A 17,492-nucleotide genomic window follows, 5' to 3' on the forward strand; every position below is an offset into this window, starting at 1 on the left:
TATGCAGGATATTCAAAAGAAATCAGGGTTAAGCAGTCATTTATGGGTGGTCTATTTCATAGCTGTCATACTGCTTGGCTTTATCTGGTACTTTCAATGGCTACTCGGGCTGGTGCTGACGTTCGTACTGGCGGGGATTCTTTACTATAGCATCCGAATAGAATACAAATTGCAGCAGGAAACAGAAAACTATATCGCAACACTTTCCCACCGTGTCAAACGTGTCGGAGAAGAAGCGCTGCTGGAAATGCCGATCGGGATCATCTTATATAATGAGGATTATAAGATCGAATGGGCCAACCCGTATATGAATCGACTGATCGAAGATGACACATTGGTCGGCCAGTCACTGAACATACTTGCGGATGATCTGGCGTCCAAAATTAAGGAAAATGATGATGAGCTATGGCTCGAGCTGGACGGCTATCATTTTCAAATAACTATCAAAAAAGACGACCGGCTCTTATATTTATCCGACCGTACCACGCAATCGAAAATTGAGACACGGTATCATGATGAGAAAACTGTTTTAGGCATTATTTTTCTTGATAACTATGAGGAAATTACCCAGAATATGGACGATACGCTCAAGAGCCAGTTGAATTCAAAAGTGACATCTGTCTTGAACAGCTGGTCCAATGATTACGGTCTTTATTTAAAACGGACATCGCAGGACCGGTTTTTGGCTGTGTTGACCAAAGAAACACTGGATCAGCTGGAAAAAATGAAATTCGATATTCTCGATGAAGTGCGGGAACTGAACGCCGAACAGAATTTGCCGGTCACCTTGAGTATTGGCATCGGTGTCGGTGACAGCATTCTGCCGGAATTAGGCGAAATGGCGCAATCAAGTCTTGATTTGGCATTGGGACGTGGTGGTGACCAGGTTGTCATTAAAGATGATGTCGGTAAAGTCCGTTTTTATGGCGGGCGCACCAATCCGATGGAAAAACGGACCCGTGTAAGGGCCAGAGTGATTTCCCACGCCTTGAGGGATCTTGTTCAGGGAAGTGACAATGTCATCATCATGGGTCATAAAGCACCGGACATGGACTCGTTCGGCGCCGCTGTCGGCATTTTAAACATTGCCAAAGCCAATGATGTGGAAGGCTATATCGTGTTTGATCCGGATGATATTGATACCGGTGTCCATCGACTTGTCGAGGAGATAAAAGAAGATGAAGACTTGTGGGAGCACTTTATTGACCCGGATGAATCAGAAGCACTGATGACCAGTCGTAGTCTCGTTGTCGTTGTTGATACCCACAAACCGTCAATGGTTGCCAATGAGCGGTTGTTAAATAAGGCAGAATATAAAGTGGTGATTGACCATCACCGGCGGGCCGAGGAATTTGTCGACAATCCAACGCTTGTGTACATGGAACCATATGCTTCCTCAACTGCGGAACTCGTGACCGAACTACTGGAATACCAGCCAAACACCTTGAAGCTTAAGATGGTGGAAGCGACAGCATTGCTAGCGGGCATCATTGTTGACACGAAAAGTTTCACGCTTAGGACAGGATCGCGTACATTCGATGCTGCGTCCTATCTGCGCGCTAAAGGTGCCGATACGGTGTTAGTGCAGCGGTTTATGAAAGAGGATCTGGATATTTATATTAAACGAAGCAGATTAATTGAACGGGCGAAAATCTATCATGATACCATTGCCATTGCCAAAGGGGAGCCTGATGAAGTTTATGGTGGGGTCCTGATTGCTCAGGCGGCTGATACGCTGCTGACGATGAGCGGCATCAATGCGTCATTTGTCATCTCTGAGCGTCATGATGGGCGGATTGGCGTCAGCGCCCGTTCACTTGGCGATGTCAATGTTCAAGTCGTTATGGAAAAAATGAATGGGGGCGGGCATTTAACCAATGCGGCTACCCAAATTGAAGATACAACCATCGATGATACCGAGGCACTTTTGAAAGATATATTGGAAGACTATTTTATAGGAGGGGAAAACGAATGAAAGTCATTTTCACACAGGATGTCAAAGGAAAAGGAAAAAAAGGTGACGTAAAAAATGTTTCAGATGGCTATGCCCGCAACTATCTGCTGAAAAATAATCTGGCCCAGGAAGCGACACCCGGCAACCTGAAAGCGTTGGATGCCAAGAAGAAAAAAGAGCAGCAGCAGGCAGAGGAGGAAAAGAAAGAAGCCGAATTGCTGAAAAAAGAGCTTGCTGACTTAAACGTTGATATCAAAGCTAAAGCAGGTGACGGCGGCCGTTTATTCGGTTCCATTACGTCGAAGCATATTGCCGACACGCTGAAAAAGGATTATGGCTACAAAATCGATAAACGTAAAATTGAACTGGATAATCCGATCCGTACGCTTGGCTATACCGATGTACCGGTAAAGCTACACAAAGAAGTGACGGGCACCATCAAAGTTCACGTTGTGGAGCAGTAAACAACGGATTGACCGTAACAGGAATAGATCTCTCCACAAGGAGGGAAGACGATGAGTGAACTTTGGAATGACCGGACACCGCCACATAATATTGAGGCGGAACAGGCCGTTATTGGGGCTATTTTTCTGGAGCCTTCCGCCCTGTCCTCAGCTGCTGAGCGCTTAATGCCTGAAGACTTTTACCGGGCAAGCCACCAGCGGATCTTTGAGGCGATGCTGAAGTTAACGGATAAAGGTGAACCGATTGACGTTGTCACCGTCACAACGTCTTTGACCAATGAGAAAAAACTGGACGAGGTCGGCGGTGTTTCCTATTTATCCGACTTGGCCGGCAGTGTTCCAACCGCCGCCAATATCGTGTACTACAGCAAAATCGTGGAAGAAAAGGCCATCCTCCGCCGGCTGATAAGGACAGCCACTGATATTGTCACGTCAGGTTTTTCCAATGAAGATGACGTGGAAGATGTCTTAAATGAAGCGGAAAAGAACATTCTCGAAGTCTCTGGACAGAAAAATACAGGTTCTTTTAAGGCGATTAAAGATGTATTGATTGATGTCTATGATAATATTGAACAGCTGCACCATCATGATGGTGATATAACCGGCATTCCAACAGGCTATCGGGACCTGGATCAGATTACATCCGGCTTCCAGCGCAATGACCTGATCATCATTGCCGCCCGTCCATCAGTTGGTAAAACAGCGTTTGCCTTGAATATTGCGCAAAATGTGGCCGTCAACAACGATGAAAATGTTGCGATTTTCAGTCTGGAAATGGGCGCTGACCAACTCGTTTCCCGGATGCTTTGCGCAGAAGGCAATATCGATTCGCAGCGCTTGCGGACAGGCAGGCTGGAAGCGGATGACTGGAGCAAACTGACGATGGCCATGGGAAGCCTTTCCAATGCCGGCATTTATATTGATGATTCTCCTGGTATCCGTGTCAGCGAAATTCGCTCAAAATGCCGCCGGCTCAAGCAGGAACACGGGCTTGGCATGATTTTGATCGATTACTTGCAACTGATTCAGGGAACCGGCAATTCCCGGGAGAACAGACAGCAGGAAGTATCGGAAATCTCCCGCGCCTTAAAAGCCTTGGCCCGTGAGCTGAATGTACCTTTAATCGCCCTGTCGCAGCTTTCCCGTGGGGTCGAAGCACGGCAGGACAAACGGCCGATGATGTCGGATTTGCGTGAGTCGGGGAGTATTGAGCAGGATGCTGACATTGTCGGGTTTTTATACCGGGATGACTACTATGATCAGGAATCCGAGAAACAAAACATTATCGAAATTATTATTTCCAAGCAGCGTAACGGACCGGTCGGCAATGTCGAGCTCGCCTTCGTCAAAGAATACAATAAGTTCGTCGATCTCGATCATCGCTATTCGGAAAGCGACGTGCCGCCACAGCCGGTCCAAGTGTAAAAAACAGCTTCACCTGATGGAGCTGTTTTTATTTTGTTTTATTTCTAAAGAGAAGTCTTTTCTTTTTATGTTAGATGGCGAACATTATTAAGATAATCTACATATATCGTTCGTTTATTATTTTGACAATCGGGTTATTTAGTGATAAACTAGCGCTGTTAATAACGAAAAGACACATATTGAAATACGGAGGTGCGCTATGTCCTCAGTTGTAGTAGTCGGTACCCAATGGGGAGATGAAGGAAAAGGAAAAATAACCGATTTTCTGTCACAAAATGCCGAAGTAGTGGCCCGTTACCAAGGCGGAAATAACGCCGGGCACACCATTAAATTTGATAATGTCACGTATAAATTGCACTTGATCCCATCCGGTATTTTTTTCAATGATAAAACATGTATTCTCGGGAATGGGATGGTCATTGATCCGAAGGCGTTTACCGAAGAAATTGCCTACTTGCATAAACACAATGTATCAACGGACAATTTGCGTATCAGCAACCGCGCTCATGTTATTTTACCGTACCACTTAAAATTGGATGCCCTTCAGGAAGAAGCAAAAGGCGCGAATAAAATCGGTACGACGAAAAAAGGCATTGGCCCTGCTTATATGGATAAAGCGGCCCGGAGTGGGATACGGATTGCCGATTTGTTGGACAAAGAAACATTCCGCATGAAGTTGGAGCAAAATTTACAAGAGAAAAACCGCCTGTTTGAAAAGGTGTATGAAGTGGCACCTTTCCATGTGGAGGCTATCCTGAACGAGTATTACGAATATGGCCAGCAGCTGGCTGCGTATGTGTGCGACACGTCAGTCGTCCTGAATGACGCGCTTGATGATGGCCGGCGTGTTTTGTTTGAAGGTGCACAGGGCGTCATGCTTGATATTGACCAGGGGACCTATCCGTTTGTGACATCCTCCAACCCGATTGCCGGAGGTGTGACGATTGGCGCTGGTGTCGGTCCATCGAAAATTAATCATGTTGTCGGTGTATCAAAAGCTTATACGACACGTGTCGGCGACGGCCCGTTCCCAACCGAGCTTAATGATTCAATCGGTAACCAAATCCGTGAAACCGGCAATGAATATGGGACAACGACAGGCAGACCGCGCCGTGTTGGCTGGTTCGACAGCGTTGTCGTCCGCCATGCCCAGCGGGTGAGCGGGATTACCGATTTATCCATCAATTCTCTGGATGTACTGACCGGACTTGATACCGTGAAAATTTGTGTTGCTTATAACTATAAAGGCGAAACGATTCATGAATTCCCGGCCAATTTAAATAAACTGGCCGAATGTGAACCAGTCTATGAAGAAATGCCGGGCTGGCATGAAGATATTACCGGCGTCAAAAGCATTCATGACCTGCCGGCAAATGCCCGGCATTATCTGGAGCGGATTTCACAGTTGACTGAAATTCCGTTATCCATTTTCTCCGTCGGCCCGGACCGCAAGCAGACCAACATTGTGCGAAGTGTGTACAGCTAAATAAGACGTGTAAAGCAAAACCTCTGCTCGGACAGGCGGGGGTTTTGTTGTTCTGTCATCCCCCCTGATTGTCAGTTAGCCACCTGTAAATACGGCACCTTTTGTCATGAAAATGTAATAGTTAGTAAAACCGCTACAATCCCCCTCAAAACAACACCTTTCGTCTACATTATGTAAAAAACTGTCAGTTATTATACAATTCGATTACATTTGCGTCCGACATATTTTATCCCAATAGGAACTGTGGTAGATTTGGATGTGGTAAAAGAGAAAGTCTACAGACAACAGAGATAGAGACATAGCGTATTTGGAATGGTGAGGGGGAACAAGTCTTGCTTCAGGTACATAAAAAGACTGAGAAACGCGCAACGCTGAGGTTTGGCATGCTAACAAAAATCGGCATGATGGCAGGTCTGGCGCTGGTTGTAATAGGTAGCCCGGTTTATGCCGATGACAATGAAACAATGGAAAAAATATACCACGTTTATGTGGATGATGACCATATAGGTAAAGTAGACGATAAATCAGTCATTGAAGACTTGATGACGGAAAAAATCGACACAGCGGAAGACAACGATAGTGATGACAACCTGATGATTCGGGAAGATGTCACGTTTGTATCGGAACGTGTTTTCAACCCATCTTTCGACAATGACGACGTGACTGAGCAACTTAACAATAGCTTATCTATTGCCGCAGAAGCCGTTGAGTTGAACATGGCCGATCAATCGGTCGGTTATTTTAAAGACCGGGAAGCGGCGGAAACAGCATTGCAACAATACAAGACAAACTACGCTGATAAAGACAAACTCGAGCAGCTGTCTGCCGACGAACAGGAAAATCAGCCGTCAGTGTATAAACGGCAAACACTCGTCAACAACGAAGATGACACGAAATTGGAACCGGGTGACACAATGCTTACCAGCGTCACGTTGTCGGAAGACGTTTCTTTTGCCGAACGGGATGTGCCGCCGTCAGATATCTTAACGGTGAAAGATGGGTTGAAACGCCTCGAGAAAGGTGCACAGGAAAAAAAAGTCCACCACATCGAAAAAGGGGAAGTGCTCGGTGATATTGCTGGTGCGTATGATATGACCATCGATGAACTGTTGGACTTAAACGACGGGTTGACGGAGGATTCCGTCCTGCAGATTGACCAGGAACTTAACGTGACCGATGACGAGCCATTTGTTGATGTTCTGGTTGAAGAAGAGCAGATGAAGGAAGAAACGATTGACTATGAAAAAGAAGTTATTGAATCAGATGACCTGTACGAGGGCGAGAAAGAAGTCAAACAGGAAGGAAAGCAAGGCAAAAAAATCGTCCATTACACACGCGAAAAAACGAATGGCCAGGTCACCAATAAAGACGTAATAGATGAAAAGACGACCGAAGAACCGGTTAAAGAGATTGTCGTCAAGGGGACGAAAACGGCGCCATCACGCGGCACAGGCAGCCTGGGGTGGCCAGCTGCCGGCGGCCATGTCACAAGCAAGATGGGTGAACGCTGGGGCTCAACACATAAAGGCATTGATATTTCAGGGACAAGCAATCGTACAATCCAGGCAGCTGATAACGGAACGGTTGTCTCGGCTGGCTATGATGACGGTGGCTATGGTAATAAGGTTGTGATTAACCACAATAACGGGATGAAGACCGTCTATGCCCACCTGTCATCTATCAGTGTCGATCCGGGCCAAAAAGTCGAGAAAGGGAGCAAAATCGGCGTCATGGGATCAACTGGAAACTCAACCGGTGTCCATCTCCATTTTGAAGTGTACCAAAACGGATCGCGGCAAAACCCGCAGGATCATTTATAAGAAAAGCAACCATGTTTAAAAACATACGACACAAGACTGACTCAATCAAGCCCGGAATGAGTCAGTCTTTTTGTTAAAGGCTGTTTTCTAAAGGATTGTTGCTTTTTGTCATACTTTTTGGAATGACATCTGATTCAGCAGTTGCATAGAAATTTGCTAAATGAAGTAAGTCAGGGTCTGTTTTCCGGATTTCCCCTGTGTCCAAAGACTGATTTCTATTTCGAATAAAAGACATTTAAGCCAAAATACGATAGAATAGAATCAAGCACGTACAAATGTGTATTCAATAGAGCCGGATGTTTTTCCGGTCTGATATGAAACCTTTGAAAAAACTATGTTGGACATGACGGAAGCGAAACACGCTTAGCGACGAACGTCCATGCTGATCAATCATAAAGATTACCAATGCCGAAAAAAGGAAGTGACGGTTTATGGCACAAAAAGTACTGGTAGTAGACGACGAACAGCCGATAGCGGATATTTTGCAATTTAATTTGGAAAAAGAAGGTTACGAGGTGGTCATCGCCTATGACGGTGATGAGGCAGTCAGTCTAGCCGAAGAAGAGAAACCGGATCTTGTATTGCTTGATATTATGCTGCCGGGTAAAGATGGAAATGAAGTGTGTCGAGAGATTCGCAAGACACAGATGATGCCCATTATCATGCTGACCGCCAAAGATGCAGAAATTGACAAGGTACTGGGGCTGGAACTTGGTGCGGATGACTATGTGACCAAGCCGTTCAGCAACCGGGAAGTCATTGCCAGGGTCAAGGCAAACCTGCGCAGACAGAAGCAGCTGCCGGATGACGCCGTGCAGACGACTAAAAACATCGAAATCGGGCGGCTGGTCATTCATCCGGACGCTTATGCCGTGACACGGGATGGCGAACAGGTGGAGCTGACACACCGGGAATTTGAACTGCTTCATTATCTGGCCCGTCATATTGGCCAAGTGATGACACGTGAGCATTTGCTGGAAACCGTCTGGGGTTATGATTATTTTGGTGACGTCCGTACAGTGGATGTGACAATCAGACGCCTTCGTGAAAAAATCGAGGATAATCCGAGCAGTCCGATGTGGATTGTGACACGGAGGGGCGTCGGTTATTATTTGCGTAATCCTGAACAGGAGTAGGTCACGCCCATGCATAAAGTTGGCTTTTTCCGATCCATACAACTAAAATTTATCATTATTTTTATTTTGTTATTGCTTGTCACGATTCAGGTTATCGGTGCGTATTTTGTACGTGGTTTGGAAACCGAACTGCGAGAGAACTTTGAGGAATCCATCGAGGCCACTGTCGGTATTCTGGAAGTCAATCTCGAGCAGGCTTTCAGCAAAGAACGCTCTGAGGATGACGAAGACACGCCATCACTTGAAGCAGAAGTACAGGATATTGTCAGAGTCAATGACACAGCGGATATCATCAACATACAGGTTATCGATATGCAAAGCCGTATCATTGCGTCCAATGATACGGCAGGTAGCAGCAACACCGGCAAGAAAACAACCGATGATTTCATCAATAATGTGCTGCGTTTCGGACATGAAGACAAAGGCAATGTATACAACCAGGAAGGTAATCGGACTTACAGACGGACTGTCCCAATTTTTGACAATGAGGAGACACAAGTTGGCGCACTGTATATCGAAGCGTCATTGGAAGGTGTCTACAGTCAGCTGAATGATATTAACCAGGTGTTTCTACGGGGTTCGATTTTAGCGATTACCGTATCGGCCTTCTTGGGCATTCTAGTGGCCAGAGCGATTACGAGGCCGATTCAGGAAATGCGCAGACAGGCCCAGACGATGGCCCGAGAAGACTTCTCCCAAAAGGTTAATGTGTATGGCAAGGATGAGATCGGCCAGCTTGCCGAGTCGTTTAACGATCTGAATGCTAAATTGAAACATTCCAGGGCTCTGACCGAAGAAGAGAGGCGTAAGTTGAGCTCCGTCCTGTCCAATATGTCGGACGGCGTCATTGCGACGGATCGGAACGGTTTTATTACGTTATTGAATGATGCCGCCGGGGCGCTCATTCATCAGGATCCGGAAGAGGCACAGGGTAAATTTTTGCTGGATGTTCTACAATTGGAAGAGAGTTCGGTGGATATTTCGGAGCTGCCTGACAGCGGCTCGATGATCATTGATTTCAGCGAAGACGCTAACATTTACATGATCCGGGCCAAGTTTTCCACGATTTCGGATGAGGACCATGATGTGAGCGGCTTTATTACCGTCCTCAGTGATGTCACGGAACAGGAAGAAGTTGACCGGGATCGCCGTGAGTTTGTTTCTAATGTATCCCATGAGCTGCGGACACCCCTGACAACGATACGCAGTTATATCGAAGCCTTAACCGAAGGGGCGTGGGAAGACAAAAACATCGCGCCGAAATTTCTGGCCGTCACCCAAAATGAAACCGACCGGATGATTCGAATGGTCAATGATCTTCTGCAGCTTTCGCGCATGGATAATAAAAGTGAGTCGCTTCATCAGCAACAGCTGGATTTTATCAGCTTTTTCCATGGGGTTATAGATCGGTTTGAGATGAATGTATCAGAACACATCACACTGGAGCGTGATCTGCCGCAAGGACTGTATGACGTCTGGATTGATCAGGATAAAATGGCGCAGGTACTGGATAACATTATTTCCAATGCGGTCAAGTATTCCCCAGAAGGTGGTATGATCCATTTCAAGGTATCCAAACAAAATGGCCAGATGCTTGCGTCTGTAACCGATGAGGGTACAGGCATCCCGCATGATAAAGTCGATAAAATATTTGACCGGTTTTATCGTGCAGACAAAGCCAGGTCACGCAAGCTGGGCGGTACAGGCCTTGGGCTAGCGATTACCAGGGAAATCATCGAAGCACATCAGGGCAGTATCTGGGCAAAAAGCAAAGAAGGTAAAGGGACGACCATACTCTTTACACTTCCGCTGGTGAATAAGAAGCGGAGGGGTCATTAATGCGTCTGGAAACGGTAAAAACATTTATATTGTCGATACTGATCGGCATCAGTTTGTTGCTGACATTTGCCCTGTGGAGTTACAGGCCGGAGATGGGAAATTTAACCGAGGATGTTGTTGAAGACAGTACTGATCTCGGCGGCACCGAGGAAACGATGGAAAGGTTGGTCGAGCCGGGATCAATTGTTTTCCGGAATGACGGGCATTATTTCGGCTTCGCAGATCCAACAGATCAACAGTCACTATACAGCGATATGCAATCATGGGTGATGTATAATTTCCGGACAACAGACAGCAATGGCCCGCCATCTGAGGCGTATCAGGTTGAATTCATTTTTCCGGATACCATACCGATGAACATGGCGGGCGCACTTTTCACATTTAATGAGGATGTTGAGTGGCCTGATTGGGGATTTGAGCGTCTGTTCATCACCTTTAACCAGGATACGAACGCGCTGAATGTGATTTTCCTGTCTGAGGACGGTGAGCAGCAAGCAACCGCGATCGTCAATAATTCCGAAAAATATGATCGCCTGTGGGATGATCTTACAGCGTATGAGGGTTTGACGGAATTTCTAGAGGTGGAGGCGGCAGATGACCCGTTCTATATACCGGCTGATGAGGTTGATGTTGCGACCAAGTCGATAGCTGTACAGACGATTGATTCGGGTGCCATGGTCGACATCATGTTTACAAATCCCGACATTGTCACCCGAAGCCAGGTAAGTGAGAATGAAATTTATTTTACTGACAGCGCACGCGGTATTATGCGTGTCTATCCGAACAGACGAACGATGGAATTCCAGAATCCGCTGCAGTCATCCTACGCACAAATGGAACCGGAAGCATTACTGACGCAAAGCATGACGCACATTAATGATCACCGGGGATGGACCGATGACTATCATTTAAGGGATATTGATGTCAACGCAGAGACTAATACTGTTCGTTATCAGCTGTTTTACGACGGCTACCCTGTTTTCGGCAGTAATTATTCAACCATCATCGAGCAGCAATATCGTGCCGAGGAATTGCATCAATACAACCGCCCACTGTACAGTCTGGAAAATTATCTCGGCGAGGATGATTCGACAACACTCCGCTCAGGCAGTCAGGTGCTCGAGTACCTTGACAGCAGCTCGACTTATGACCTGGCTGATCTGGAAGGTATTAAAATCGGCTATGATTTAAATTACCGCAGCAGTGCAGATGCCATCACCCTGGAGCCGGCCTGGTTTATGAATGATAATGGCAGCTGGCAGAAGATCGATTTTTCGGCGTTTGACAAAGCGGAAGAGAGGGGGGACTGAGGATGCAATGGAAACAAATTAAAACGTTATTTATCCTCTGCTTCCTCGTCCTGAACATTTATTTACTGGTGCTGTTAATCAATAAACAAGATGAATCGGAATATGCCTTGCCGGATACGGCTGAATCATCATTTGAGCAGCAGTTGGAATCCGAAAATATCAGTATCAGTGCTGATCTGCCCGAGGGAGACTTTGATGTCCCTTATGTCTCTTTGAGCCAAAAATCGTTTACGGACGATGAGTTGGCATTTTTCGAAGATCTGGATAATCAGCAGGCAGAGGTTGTCAATCAACATCTCATTCTATCGCGATTTGAGGAACCGGTTGCCATACCGGAGGATGCCGATAATCGTTTAATCAATGAATTAGTGGAAAGCCGGGTTCTTTCACCTGAGCATTATACATTCGGCGGCTGGAATAAAGACATGAACGTCCTCATTTTTTTCCAGCAACAAAATGAATTGCCTATTTATTACAACTATAGCGGCATCCTGCTTGTCTATTTAAATGATGACAATGAAATGCTGTTTTACACCGAGACGATGCTTGATGACGATGTGTCCCCTTCGGAAGAACAGTCACTCATCGAGCCGATCAAGGCCATACAGGCTTTATTCGATAGCAACAGGCTGCAAAGCGGCGATGAGATTACGGACGTCAATATGGGATTTCATACACGTATTCCACTGGAGAGCGGAGAGCAGGTGTTTTCACCAACCTGGACGATCACCGTCAATGATGAGGCGAATTTTTATGTAAATGCGATTGAAAACCTGATTATTTCCAGTGATGAACTGACCTTTTTAACTGGTGCCGTCACCAATACGATCGAAAAAATCCAGGAACATGATGACGACAGTGAATTAAAGGCGTACATGTCAGCCCATTTGAAGGACAAATTATCAATGATTCAGGAATCGGAGTGACAGTTACATGCCATTACGTTTTAGTGTCCTGGCATCCGGAAGTTCCGGCAATGCTTTTTATATTGAATCGGATCAGGAAAAATTGCTCGTGGATGCCGGGTTAAGCGGTAAGCAAATGGACCGGCTGTTCAGTGAGGTTAACGTCGATCCGGCCGACCTAACCGGTATTCTCGTCACCCATGAACACAGTGACCATATAAAAGGACTCGGGATCATTGCCCGTAAATATAACTTGCCCATCTATGCCAATGAAAAAACGTGGAACGCTATGGAAGGATCGATTGGCTCGATTTCGCTTGATCAGAAATTTCATTTTGGAATGGAAGACGTGAAAACTTTTGGCGATATTGACGTGGAGTCATTCGGTGTCTCCCACGATGCAGTGGAACCCATGTTTTTCACATTCCGCAATAACGGAAAAAAAGTGGCCCTTGTCACGGATCTCGGTTACGTCTCTGAGCGGATCAAGCGGACCGTGGAAGATGCAGATGCCTACATATTCGAAGCCAATCATGATGTCGGCATGCTGCGAATGGGCCGCTATCCGTGGAACATTAAGCGCCGTATTTTAAGTGATTCCGGCCATGTTTCCAACGAGGATTGTGCCCTGGCCTTGACGGATTTGATAACCAATCGAACGAACCGGGTCTACCTGGCCCATTTAAGCTTGGATAATAATATGAAAGATCTGGCGCGCATGTCTGTCGAAAATATTTTAAAAGAACGCGGCATGGACCTAGCCATTTGCGATACCGATCCAAAGACACCCACCACACTATATGATGTGGGATAAGATCTTTCCCCTTTGTGCAATACTATAATGGAATAATGTAACCTTGATGGACAAAGGGGAAAGATAAATGGCCTATTTTGATGATGATCACCAGCCGGATCAACCAAAAAAACGGCGCTGGCTGGGCCCGGCACTGCTTGGAGTCGTGATTGGTGCAGCCATTGCGCTGTTGGCAGTCCCTAGTATGCTAGGGTCTGATCTATTGCCGGAAGCATGGACAAACAATACCGAAACGCGTCAGGGCGGTGACAATGGACTGGCAGAACCGTCCGAGTCAGGTGGCTATCTCTCGGTGGATGTGTCGTCGCAAATAACGGACGTCGTCAATGATATCAGCCCGGCGGTTGTTGGTGTGATCAACATTCAGCGCCAGGGTGATTTCTGGCAGCAACAGGACGGCCAGGAGCAGACGGAAGCTGGTTCAGGCTCCGGTGTCATTTATAAAAACACAGATGGCGCTGCTTACGTGATCACCAACTACCACGTTGTTGAGGGTGCGGATACTGTCGAAGTCGTACTCTCAGATGATACCCGCGTCGAAGCGGACATCCTTGGGAGTGACCTGTTTTCCGATTTAGCCGTGTTACGGATGAACGGTGACCAGGTTCAGAAGACCATCGAAATGGGAAGTTCCGAAAACATAAAAGTTGGTGAACCGGCGATCGCGATTGGCAATCCTTTGGGCATGTTTCTCGGATCCGTGACCCAGGGGGTAATCAGTGGCACTCAGCGGACGATCCCCCAGGATTTTAACCAGGATGGGCGTGCTGATTGGCAGGCAGAAGTGATCCAGACCGATGCCGCAATTAACCCAGGGAATAGCGGCGGTGCGCTGATTAATATTGACGGGCAGCTAATCGGCATCAATTCGATGAAAATCAATCAGGAGGCTGTTGAAGGAATCGGCTTTGCCATCCCGATTGATACAGCAAGGCCAATTGTCGATGAATTGGAACAGACAGGTCAGGTGAAGCGGCCTTACATGGGTGTGGAAATCTACTCCCTTGACGAAGTGCCGCAAACGGAATGGGAAAGTACATTGAACCTTCCGGATGAGGTAGAAGGTGGTGTCTATGTCTGGTCAGTCGATGCCGGTTCACCGGCGGACAGGCAAGGTATCGCGCGGCTTGATGTCATAACAGCGGTTGATGGTGAGCAGGTGATGAACATGATTGATCTCCGCAAAATTTTATATCAGGAGAAACAAGTTGGTGATTCGCTGACGGTGACGTATTACCGGGACGGTGAGAAGCAGGAAGCCACATTTGAATTAGTTGAACAACGGTAAAGTGAAACGTCAATCAGTGAAGTGCTTTTCTTCACTGATATTAAGGAACAAAGGCTAAGTTCGCAACGTCCTGTTGCAACGCCTTTGTGACCTACATCGTGCAGGCCCGAACAAAGGCTAAGTTCGCAACGTCCTCGAAAAAGGAAAGCACTTTTTCTTCGTGCGATGTATCGCTGTCGCAGCTTTCCTTGTCCTGTTGCAACGCCTTTGTGACCTACATCGTGCAGGCCCGACCCGAATCGGACATTTAGGGCCAGTTGTCCGCCGTTTTTTGGCAGGTTACTGACCATTACATGCTAAAGCTATCCTTCCCGGGAGGATAGCTTTATTTACAACGTTTGTTATCCACAGACTGTGAATAATTTGTAGATAACTCCATATTTCGTATGGAACATCAATTCCACACCAAAATAGCTGCGAACATTTGTGCATATGTGGATAAATCTGTGGATATCAAGGTTCCTTTACCGGTTTATGCTGCCACAGCATAATTAACAGGGTAAACATGACAATATCAAGCCGGGCATCAAACGCAAATGACAGCAAACCCTGTTTCATCAATACCGGCAGTTTGGTCAGGCAAATCGCCCCAAACATGATCAAAATCAGGGGTGCAGCAGCCTGTCTTACATACAACCGCGCTATGATGAGCGCACTGCAGGCAATTTCTGTGATGGCAACTAGAAATAGCATGGTTTCCGGGAACGGCAGTCCAAAACTCATAAACATGGCTTTGAAATCACTGGCAACCAATTTTAAAACACCCGATGTCAAAAATACATAGCCGACCGCATAACGAACCCATTTAGACATATTCATCGTCCGCAACGGGAAGCACCTCCTCCACGTCCTGATAGTCAATCCTTATGCAGGTAGTGGAACAATCTTGACAAGCTTTTAATAGGTAAAATGATTCGGGAAGCTACTACCCGGGATTTTTGTTCATTTTATTAACGGTCAAAAGAGCACTATAATATTAGTATAATCCTAGCGCTTTTCTTCTTTTCGTACGTTAATTTTCAGGAAAGGGTTTGTAACCGAGAAGGCGATGAAAGCAATTGCGATATCTATAAGCCGTATATAAAACCGATTCATCCCTTTGTGCATTCGTGCCAGATCAACAGATATAGAACCCATTCATTAGTTATCCCCAAAATTCTGTGGATACTTTGTGGATAGTGTGTTGATTGGCTGTTTATAGCAGGGAAATTTGTTAAACTGGAGATAACAACAGGATACGGGCAAACAATAATGGAATGGAGGCGAACGGAATGGAGCGTCTGAGTGAAGAGCAGATCGAAAAAGAACTGGCGAAGCTGCCGGACTGGAAGCGGCTTGATGATAAGTGGATCGAACGACGTTACCGTTTTAAAGACTACTTAAACGGTGTCCGCTTTGTCGATCAGATTGCTGAATACGCTGAAAGCAAAAATCACCACCCGTTCATTTCGATTGATTATAAGGTGGTCACTTTGAAAATATCGTCATGGCAGATGAAGGGCCTGACCGATTTGGACTTTGAAATGGTGAACCATTTTGATGAACTTTACGAACAAGTAGCGACATAAAAAATGCGGGCGCGTTAAAGCCCGCATTTTTTTAACGCCTGCGATCTTTCCGCTCCTGTGCCAGCATGCTATAGATGACATAGTCGACGTAATGGTCATACACCCATTCTGCCTAGCGTATTTAACCTTCCTTTACAAAACCGAGCCGCTTATTTGTCCGACTTGCCAAGGGGCCTGTTGGGTTGGCCGCCATATTCGATTAGCCTGTTTTTTGCCATGAATGTGCGCATACCGTTGCTGTACCACCAATCGTTCATACAGACGAAATTGAAAGGTGGTGGCAAAATGTTTGGTTATTCAATGGTGAAACTCAGATTCCAGCTGGTAGATGTCATTGCCACAACACTGGCGGCGCATGAGTTTTATATGTAATAGGGGTCCCTCCCTGTCAGCAGACTGCGGCGGGTCCCTGGTTAGTCCGGGCTGCGGGTCAGCTTGCAGGCCAGTCAAAATGTCATTAAATTTTAAGGTGTCAGACGCCCCCATTTCCGCCTGGTGTTCGATTATAGGGGCACACGGTATTATTTTTCTTGAAAAATAATACCCGGGGATGAAGAGCTGGCGCAATAAAAACCAATCTGGTGAAAGATTGGTTTTGGACGATTTTTAATAACCGACTTCAACGGTTGCATTGACGATGTACATTAAATCATTCGCGTTGCCTTTGTCTTCCACATGATCCCGCTTGATGTCGCCATGCCGCCGTCTGTCACATCGACGGTTACCGAGCTGTATGGAATGCTGTTTTTCACTTCATCCACGTCCAATTCGTTACGGTCGAGCGGGACGGCCAAGCGGACATTTACCTGCATGGTTTCCCGTCATCACCGAAAATGATATTAAAACAGAAAAGGGTGAAACGATGAAAACCGAGATAAACAGGAACACACTTGAGCTAATCACGGGTGACATTACGGAGCAGGAGACAGATGCGATTGTCAATGCGGCCAATGGATCACTGCTCGGCGGCGGTGGTGTTGATGGCGCGATCCATCGGGCAGCTGGGAAGGAATTGTTGGAAGCGTGCAAAGAAGTACGGCAGGAGCAGCTTGCAGGCGAAAAACTGTCGACCGGTGAAGCTGTCATTACAAATGGCTATAACCTGCCGGCCAACTATGTGATCCATACGGTCGGTCCGGTCTGGAACGAACGTGATCAACATCAGGAAGACTTGCTTGTCAATTGTTATCGGAACTCCCTTGAATTGGCTATGACACATAATGCCACAAGCATTGCCTTTCCATCGATTTCAACAGGCGTGTACCGCTTTTCGGTAGAATTGGCTGCCAACATAGCTTTGCAGACGATCACGGATTTTTTAACGGACCATGACCTCGGTAACGTCGTGATGGTGCTATTTTCAGAGAACGATTATGCAACCTATGAAACGTCATTAAGAAAAATCCAGCGATAAGGAATGACGGCAAATATGTATCAAGAATGTTTCATTTATGTTAAAAAGTGTCCCCCATATGGCGCTTTT

General features: G+C 46.4%; 15 protein-coding genes and 1 pseudogene. 14 read left to right on the forward strand and 2 right to left on the reverse strand.

The window, feature by feature from the left end:
• Nucleotide 1: 1 nt before the first annotated feature.
• The 11 genes from ACFQ4A_RS13350 to ACFQ4A_RS13400 all read left to right on the forward strand — a co-directional run bounded on the left by ACFQ4A_RS13350 (nt 2) and on the right by ACFQ4A_RS13400 (nt 14,441).
• Complete coding sequence (locus ACFQ4A_RS13350) at nt 2–1,975, forward strand: DHH family phosphoesterase (RefSeq protein ID WP_382401441.1); 1,974 nt, start codon at nt 2–4, stop codon at nt 1,973–1,975.
• Entirely contained in the window at nt 1,972–2,418 is a 447-nt protein-coding gene (gene rplI, locus ACFQ4A_RS13355) for a 50S ribosomal protein L9 (RefSeq protein ID WP_382401443.1), read from the forward strand. Before ACFQ4A_RS13350 ends, rplI begins: the two co-directional genes overlap by 4 nt.
• 51 nt (nt 2,419–2,469) lie before the next feature.
• Nucleotides 2,470–3,843: a replicative DNA helicase gene (gene dnaB, locus ACFQ4A_RS13360; RefSeq protein ID WP_382401445.1), complete on the forward strand. Its 1,374-nt coding sequence runs from the start codon at nt 2,470–2,472 to the stop codon at nt 3,841–3,843.
• A 199-nt stretch (nt 3,844–4,042) separates the two neighbouring features.
• Nucleotides 4,043–5,329, forward strand: coding sequence for an adenylosuccinate synthase (locus tag ACFQ4A_RS13365; protein WP_382401447.1), 1,287 nt, complete (start codon nt 4,043–4,045; stop codon nt 5,327–5,329).
• A 332-nt stretch (nt 5,330–5,661) separates the two neighbouring features.
• Entirely contained in the window at nt 5,662–7,149 is a 1,488-nt protein-coding gene (locus ACFQ4A_RS13370) for a peptidoglycan DD-metalloendopeptidase family protein (protein ID WP_382401449.1), read from the forward strand.
• Between the two features lie 431 nt (nt 7,150–7,580).
• Nucleotides 7,581–8,285, forward strand: a complete 705-nt coding sequence (gene yycF / locus ACFQ4A_RS13375) for a response regulator YycF (protein WP_382401451.1) — start codon at nt 7,581–7,583, stop codon at nt 8,283–8,285.
• Between the two features lie 9 nt (nt 8,286–8,294).
• On the forward strand, nt 8,295–10,124 hold the full coding sequence (gene walK, locus ACFQ4A_RS13380) for a cell wall metabolism sensor histidine kinase WalK (RefSeq protein ID WP_382401453.1): 1,830 nt from the start codon (nt 8,295–8,297) through the stop codon (nt 10,122–10,124).
• Entirely contained in the window at nt 10,124–11,434 is a 1,311-nt protein-coding gene (locus ACFQ4A_RS13385; RefSeq protein WP_382401455.1) for a YycH family regulatory protein, read from the forward strand. Before walK ends, ACFQ4A_RS13385 begins: the two co-directional genes overlap by 1 nt.
• 2 nt (nt 11,435–11,436) lie before the next feature.
• Nucleotides 11,437–12,360 (forward strand): two-component system regulatory protein YycI, encoded by a 924-nt coding sequence (locus ACFQ4A_RS13390; RefSeq protein ID WP_382401457.1) that lies wholly within the window; start codon nt 11,437–11,439, stop codon nt 12,358–12,360.
• A gap of 7 nt (nt 12,361–12,367) precedes the next feature.
• Nucleotides 12,368–13,153: an MBL fold metallo-hydrolase gene (locus tag ACFQ4A_RS13395; RefSeq protein WP_382401459.1), complete on the forward strand. Its 786-nt coding sequence runs from the start codon at nt 12,368–12,370 to the stop codon at nt 13,151–13,153.
• A 67-nt stretch (nt 13,154–13,220) separates the two neighbouring features.
• Nucleotides 13,221–14,441, forward strand: coding sequence for a S1C family serine protease (locus tag ACFQ4A_RS13400; RefSeq protein ID WP_382401461.1), 1,221 nt, complete (start codon nt 13,221–13,223; stop codon nt 14,439–14,441).
• A gap of 453 nt (nt 14,442–14,894) precedes the next feature.
• Here the strand turns inward: ACFQ4A_RS13400 and ACFQ4A_RS13405 are convergent, their stop codons facing one another.
• Entirely contained in the window at nt 14,895–15,260 is a 366-nt protein-coding gene (locus ACFQ4A_RS13405) for a DoxX family protein (protein ID WP_382401903.1), read from the reverse strand.
• 452 nt (nt 15,261–15,712) lie between these two features.
• Here ACFQ4A_RS13405 and ACFQ4A_RS13410 point away from each other — a divergent pair, with 452 nt between their 5' ends.
• Together ACFQ4A_RS13410 and ACFQ4A_RS13415 are read left to right on the forward strand one after the other, a co-directional pair.
• Nucleotides 15,713–16,009, forward strand: coding sequence for a 4a-hydroxytetrahydrobiopterin dehydratase (locus tag ACFQ4A_RS13410; protein ID WP_382401463.1), 297 nt, complete (start codon nt 15,713–15,715; stop codon nt 16,007–16,009).
• Between the two features lie 177 nt (nt 16,010–16,186).
• Nucleotides 16,187–16,381: a hypothetical protein gene (locus tag ACFQ4A_RS13415; RefSeq protein WP_382401465.1), complete on the forward strand. Its 195-nt coding sequence runs from the start codon at nt 16,187–16,189 to the stop codon at nt 16,379–16,381.
• Between the two features lie 234 nt (nt 16,382–16,615).
• Here the strand turns inward: ACFQ4A_RS13415 and ACFQ4A_RS13420 are convergent.
• Nucleotides 16,616–16,827: pseudogene (locus tag ACFQ4A_RS13420) on the reverse strand (Lin0512 family protein); the annotation flags it as partial.
• 44 nt (nt 16,828–16,871) lie between these two features.
• Between ACFQ4A_RS13420 and ACFQ4A_RS13425 the strand changes: the two are divergent.
• Nucleotides 16,872–17,423 carry an O-acetyl-ADP-ribose deacetylase gene (locus ACFQ4A_RS13425; protein ID WP_382401467.1) on the forward strand — a complete coding sequence of 184 codons (552 nt, stop codon included), beginning with the start codon at nt 16,872–16,874 and terminating at the stop codon, nt 17,421–17,423.
• The last annotated feature ends 69 nt before the right edge of the window (nt 17,424–17,492 follow it).

Source organism: Lentibacillus salinarum (assembly GCF_042679865.1).
Classification (GTDB): Bacteria; Bacillota; Bacilli; order Bacillales; family Amphibacillaceae; genus Lentibacillus; species Lentibacillus salinarum.

Bases quoted from the DNA above. Each gene is read 5' to 3' on its own strand.
- ACFQ4A_RS13410 (WP_382401463.1), top strand. From the start codon at position 15,713: ATGGAGCGTCTGAGTGAAGAGCAGATCGAAAAAGAACTGGCGAAGCTG.
- rplI (WP_382401443.1), top strand. From the start codon at position 1,972: ATGAAAGTCATTTTCACACAGGATGTCAAAGGAAAAGGAAAAAAAGGT.
- ACFQ4A_RS13390 (WP_382401457.1), top strand. From the start codon at position 11,437: ATGCAATGGAAACAAATTAAAACGTTATTTATCCTCTGCTTCCTCGTC.
- ACFQ4A_RS13405 (WP_382401903.1), bottom strand. From the start codon at position 15,260: ATGAATATGTCTAAATGGGTTCGTTATGCGGTCGGCTATGTATTTTTG.
- walK (WP_382401453.1), top strand. From the start codon at position 8,295: ATGCATAAAGTTGGCTTTTTCCGATCCATACAACTAAAATTTATCATT.
- ACFQ4A_RS13400 (WP_382401461.1), top strand. From the start codon at position 13,221: ATGGCCTATTTTGATGATGATCACCAGCCGGATCAACCAAAAAAACGG.
- yycF (WP_382401451.1), top strand. From the start codon at position 7,581: ATGGCACAAAAAGTACTGGTAGTAGACGACGAACAGCCGATAGCGGAT.
- ACFQ4A_RS13425 (WP_382401467.1), top strand. From the start codon at position 16,872: ATGAAAACCGAGATAAACAGGAACACACTTGAGCTAATCACGGGTGAC.
- ACFQ4A_RS13350 (WP_382401441.1), top strand. From the start codon at position 2: ATGCAGGATATTCAAAAGAAATCAGGGTTAAGCAGTCATTTATGGGTG.
- dnaB (WP_382401445.1), top strand. From the start codon at position 2,470: ATGAGTGAACTTTGGAATGACCGGACACCGCCACATAATATTGAGGCG.
- ACFQ4A_RS13365 (WP_382401447.1), top strand. From the start codon at position 4,043: ATGTCCTCAGTTGTAGTAGTCGGTACCCAATGGGGAGATGAAGGAAAA.
- ACFQ4A_RS13395 (WP_382401459.1), top strand. From the start codon at position 12,368: ATGCCATTACGTTTTAGTGTCCTGGCATCCGGAAGTTCCGGCAATGCT.
- ACFQ4A_RS13385 (WP_382401455.1), top strand. From the start codon at position 10,124: ATGCGTCTGGAAACGGTAAAAACATTTATATTGTCGATACTGATCGGC.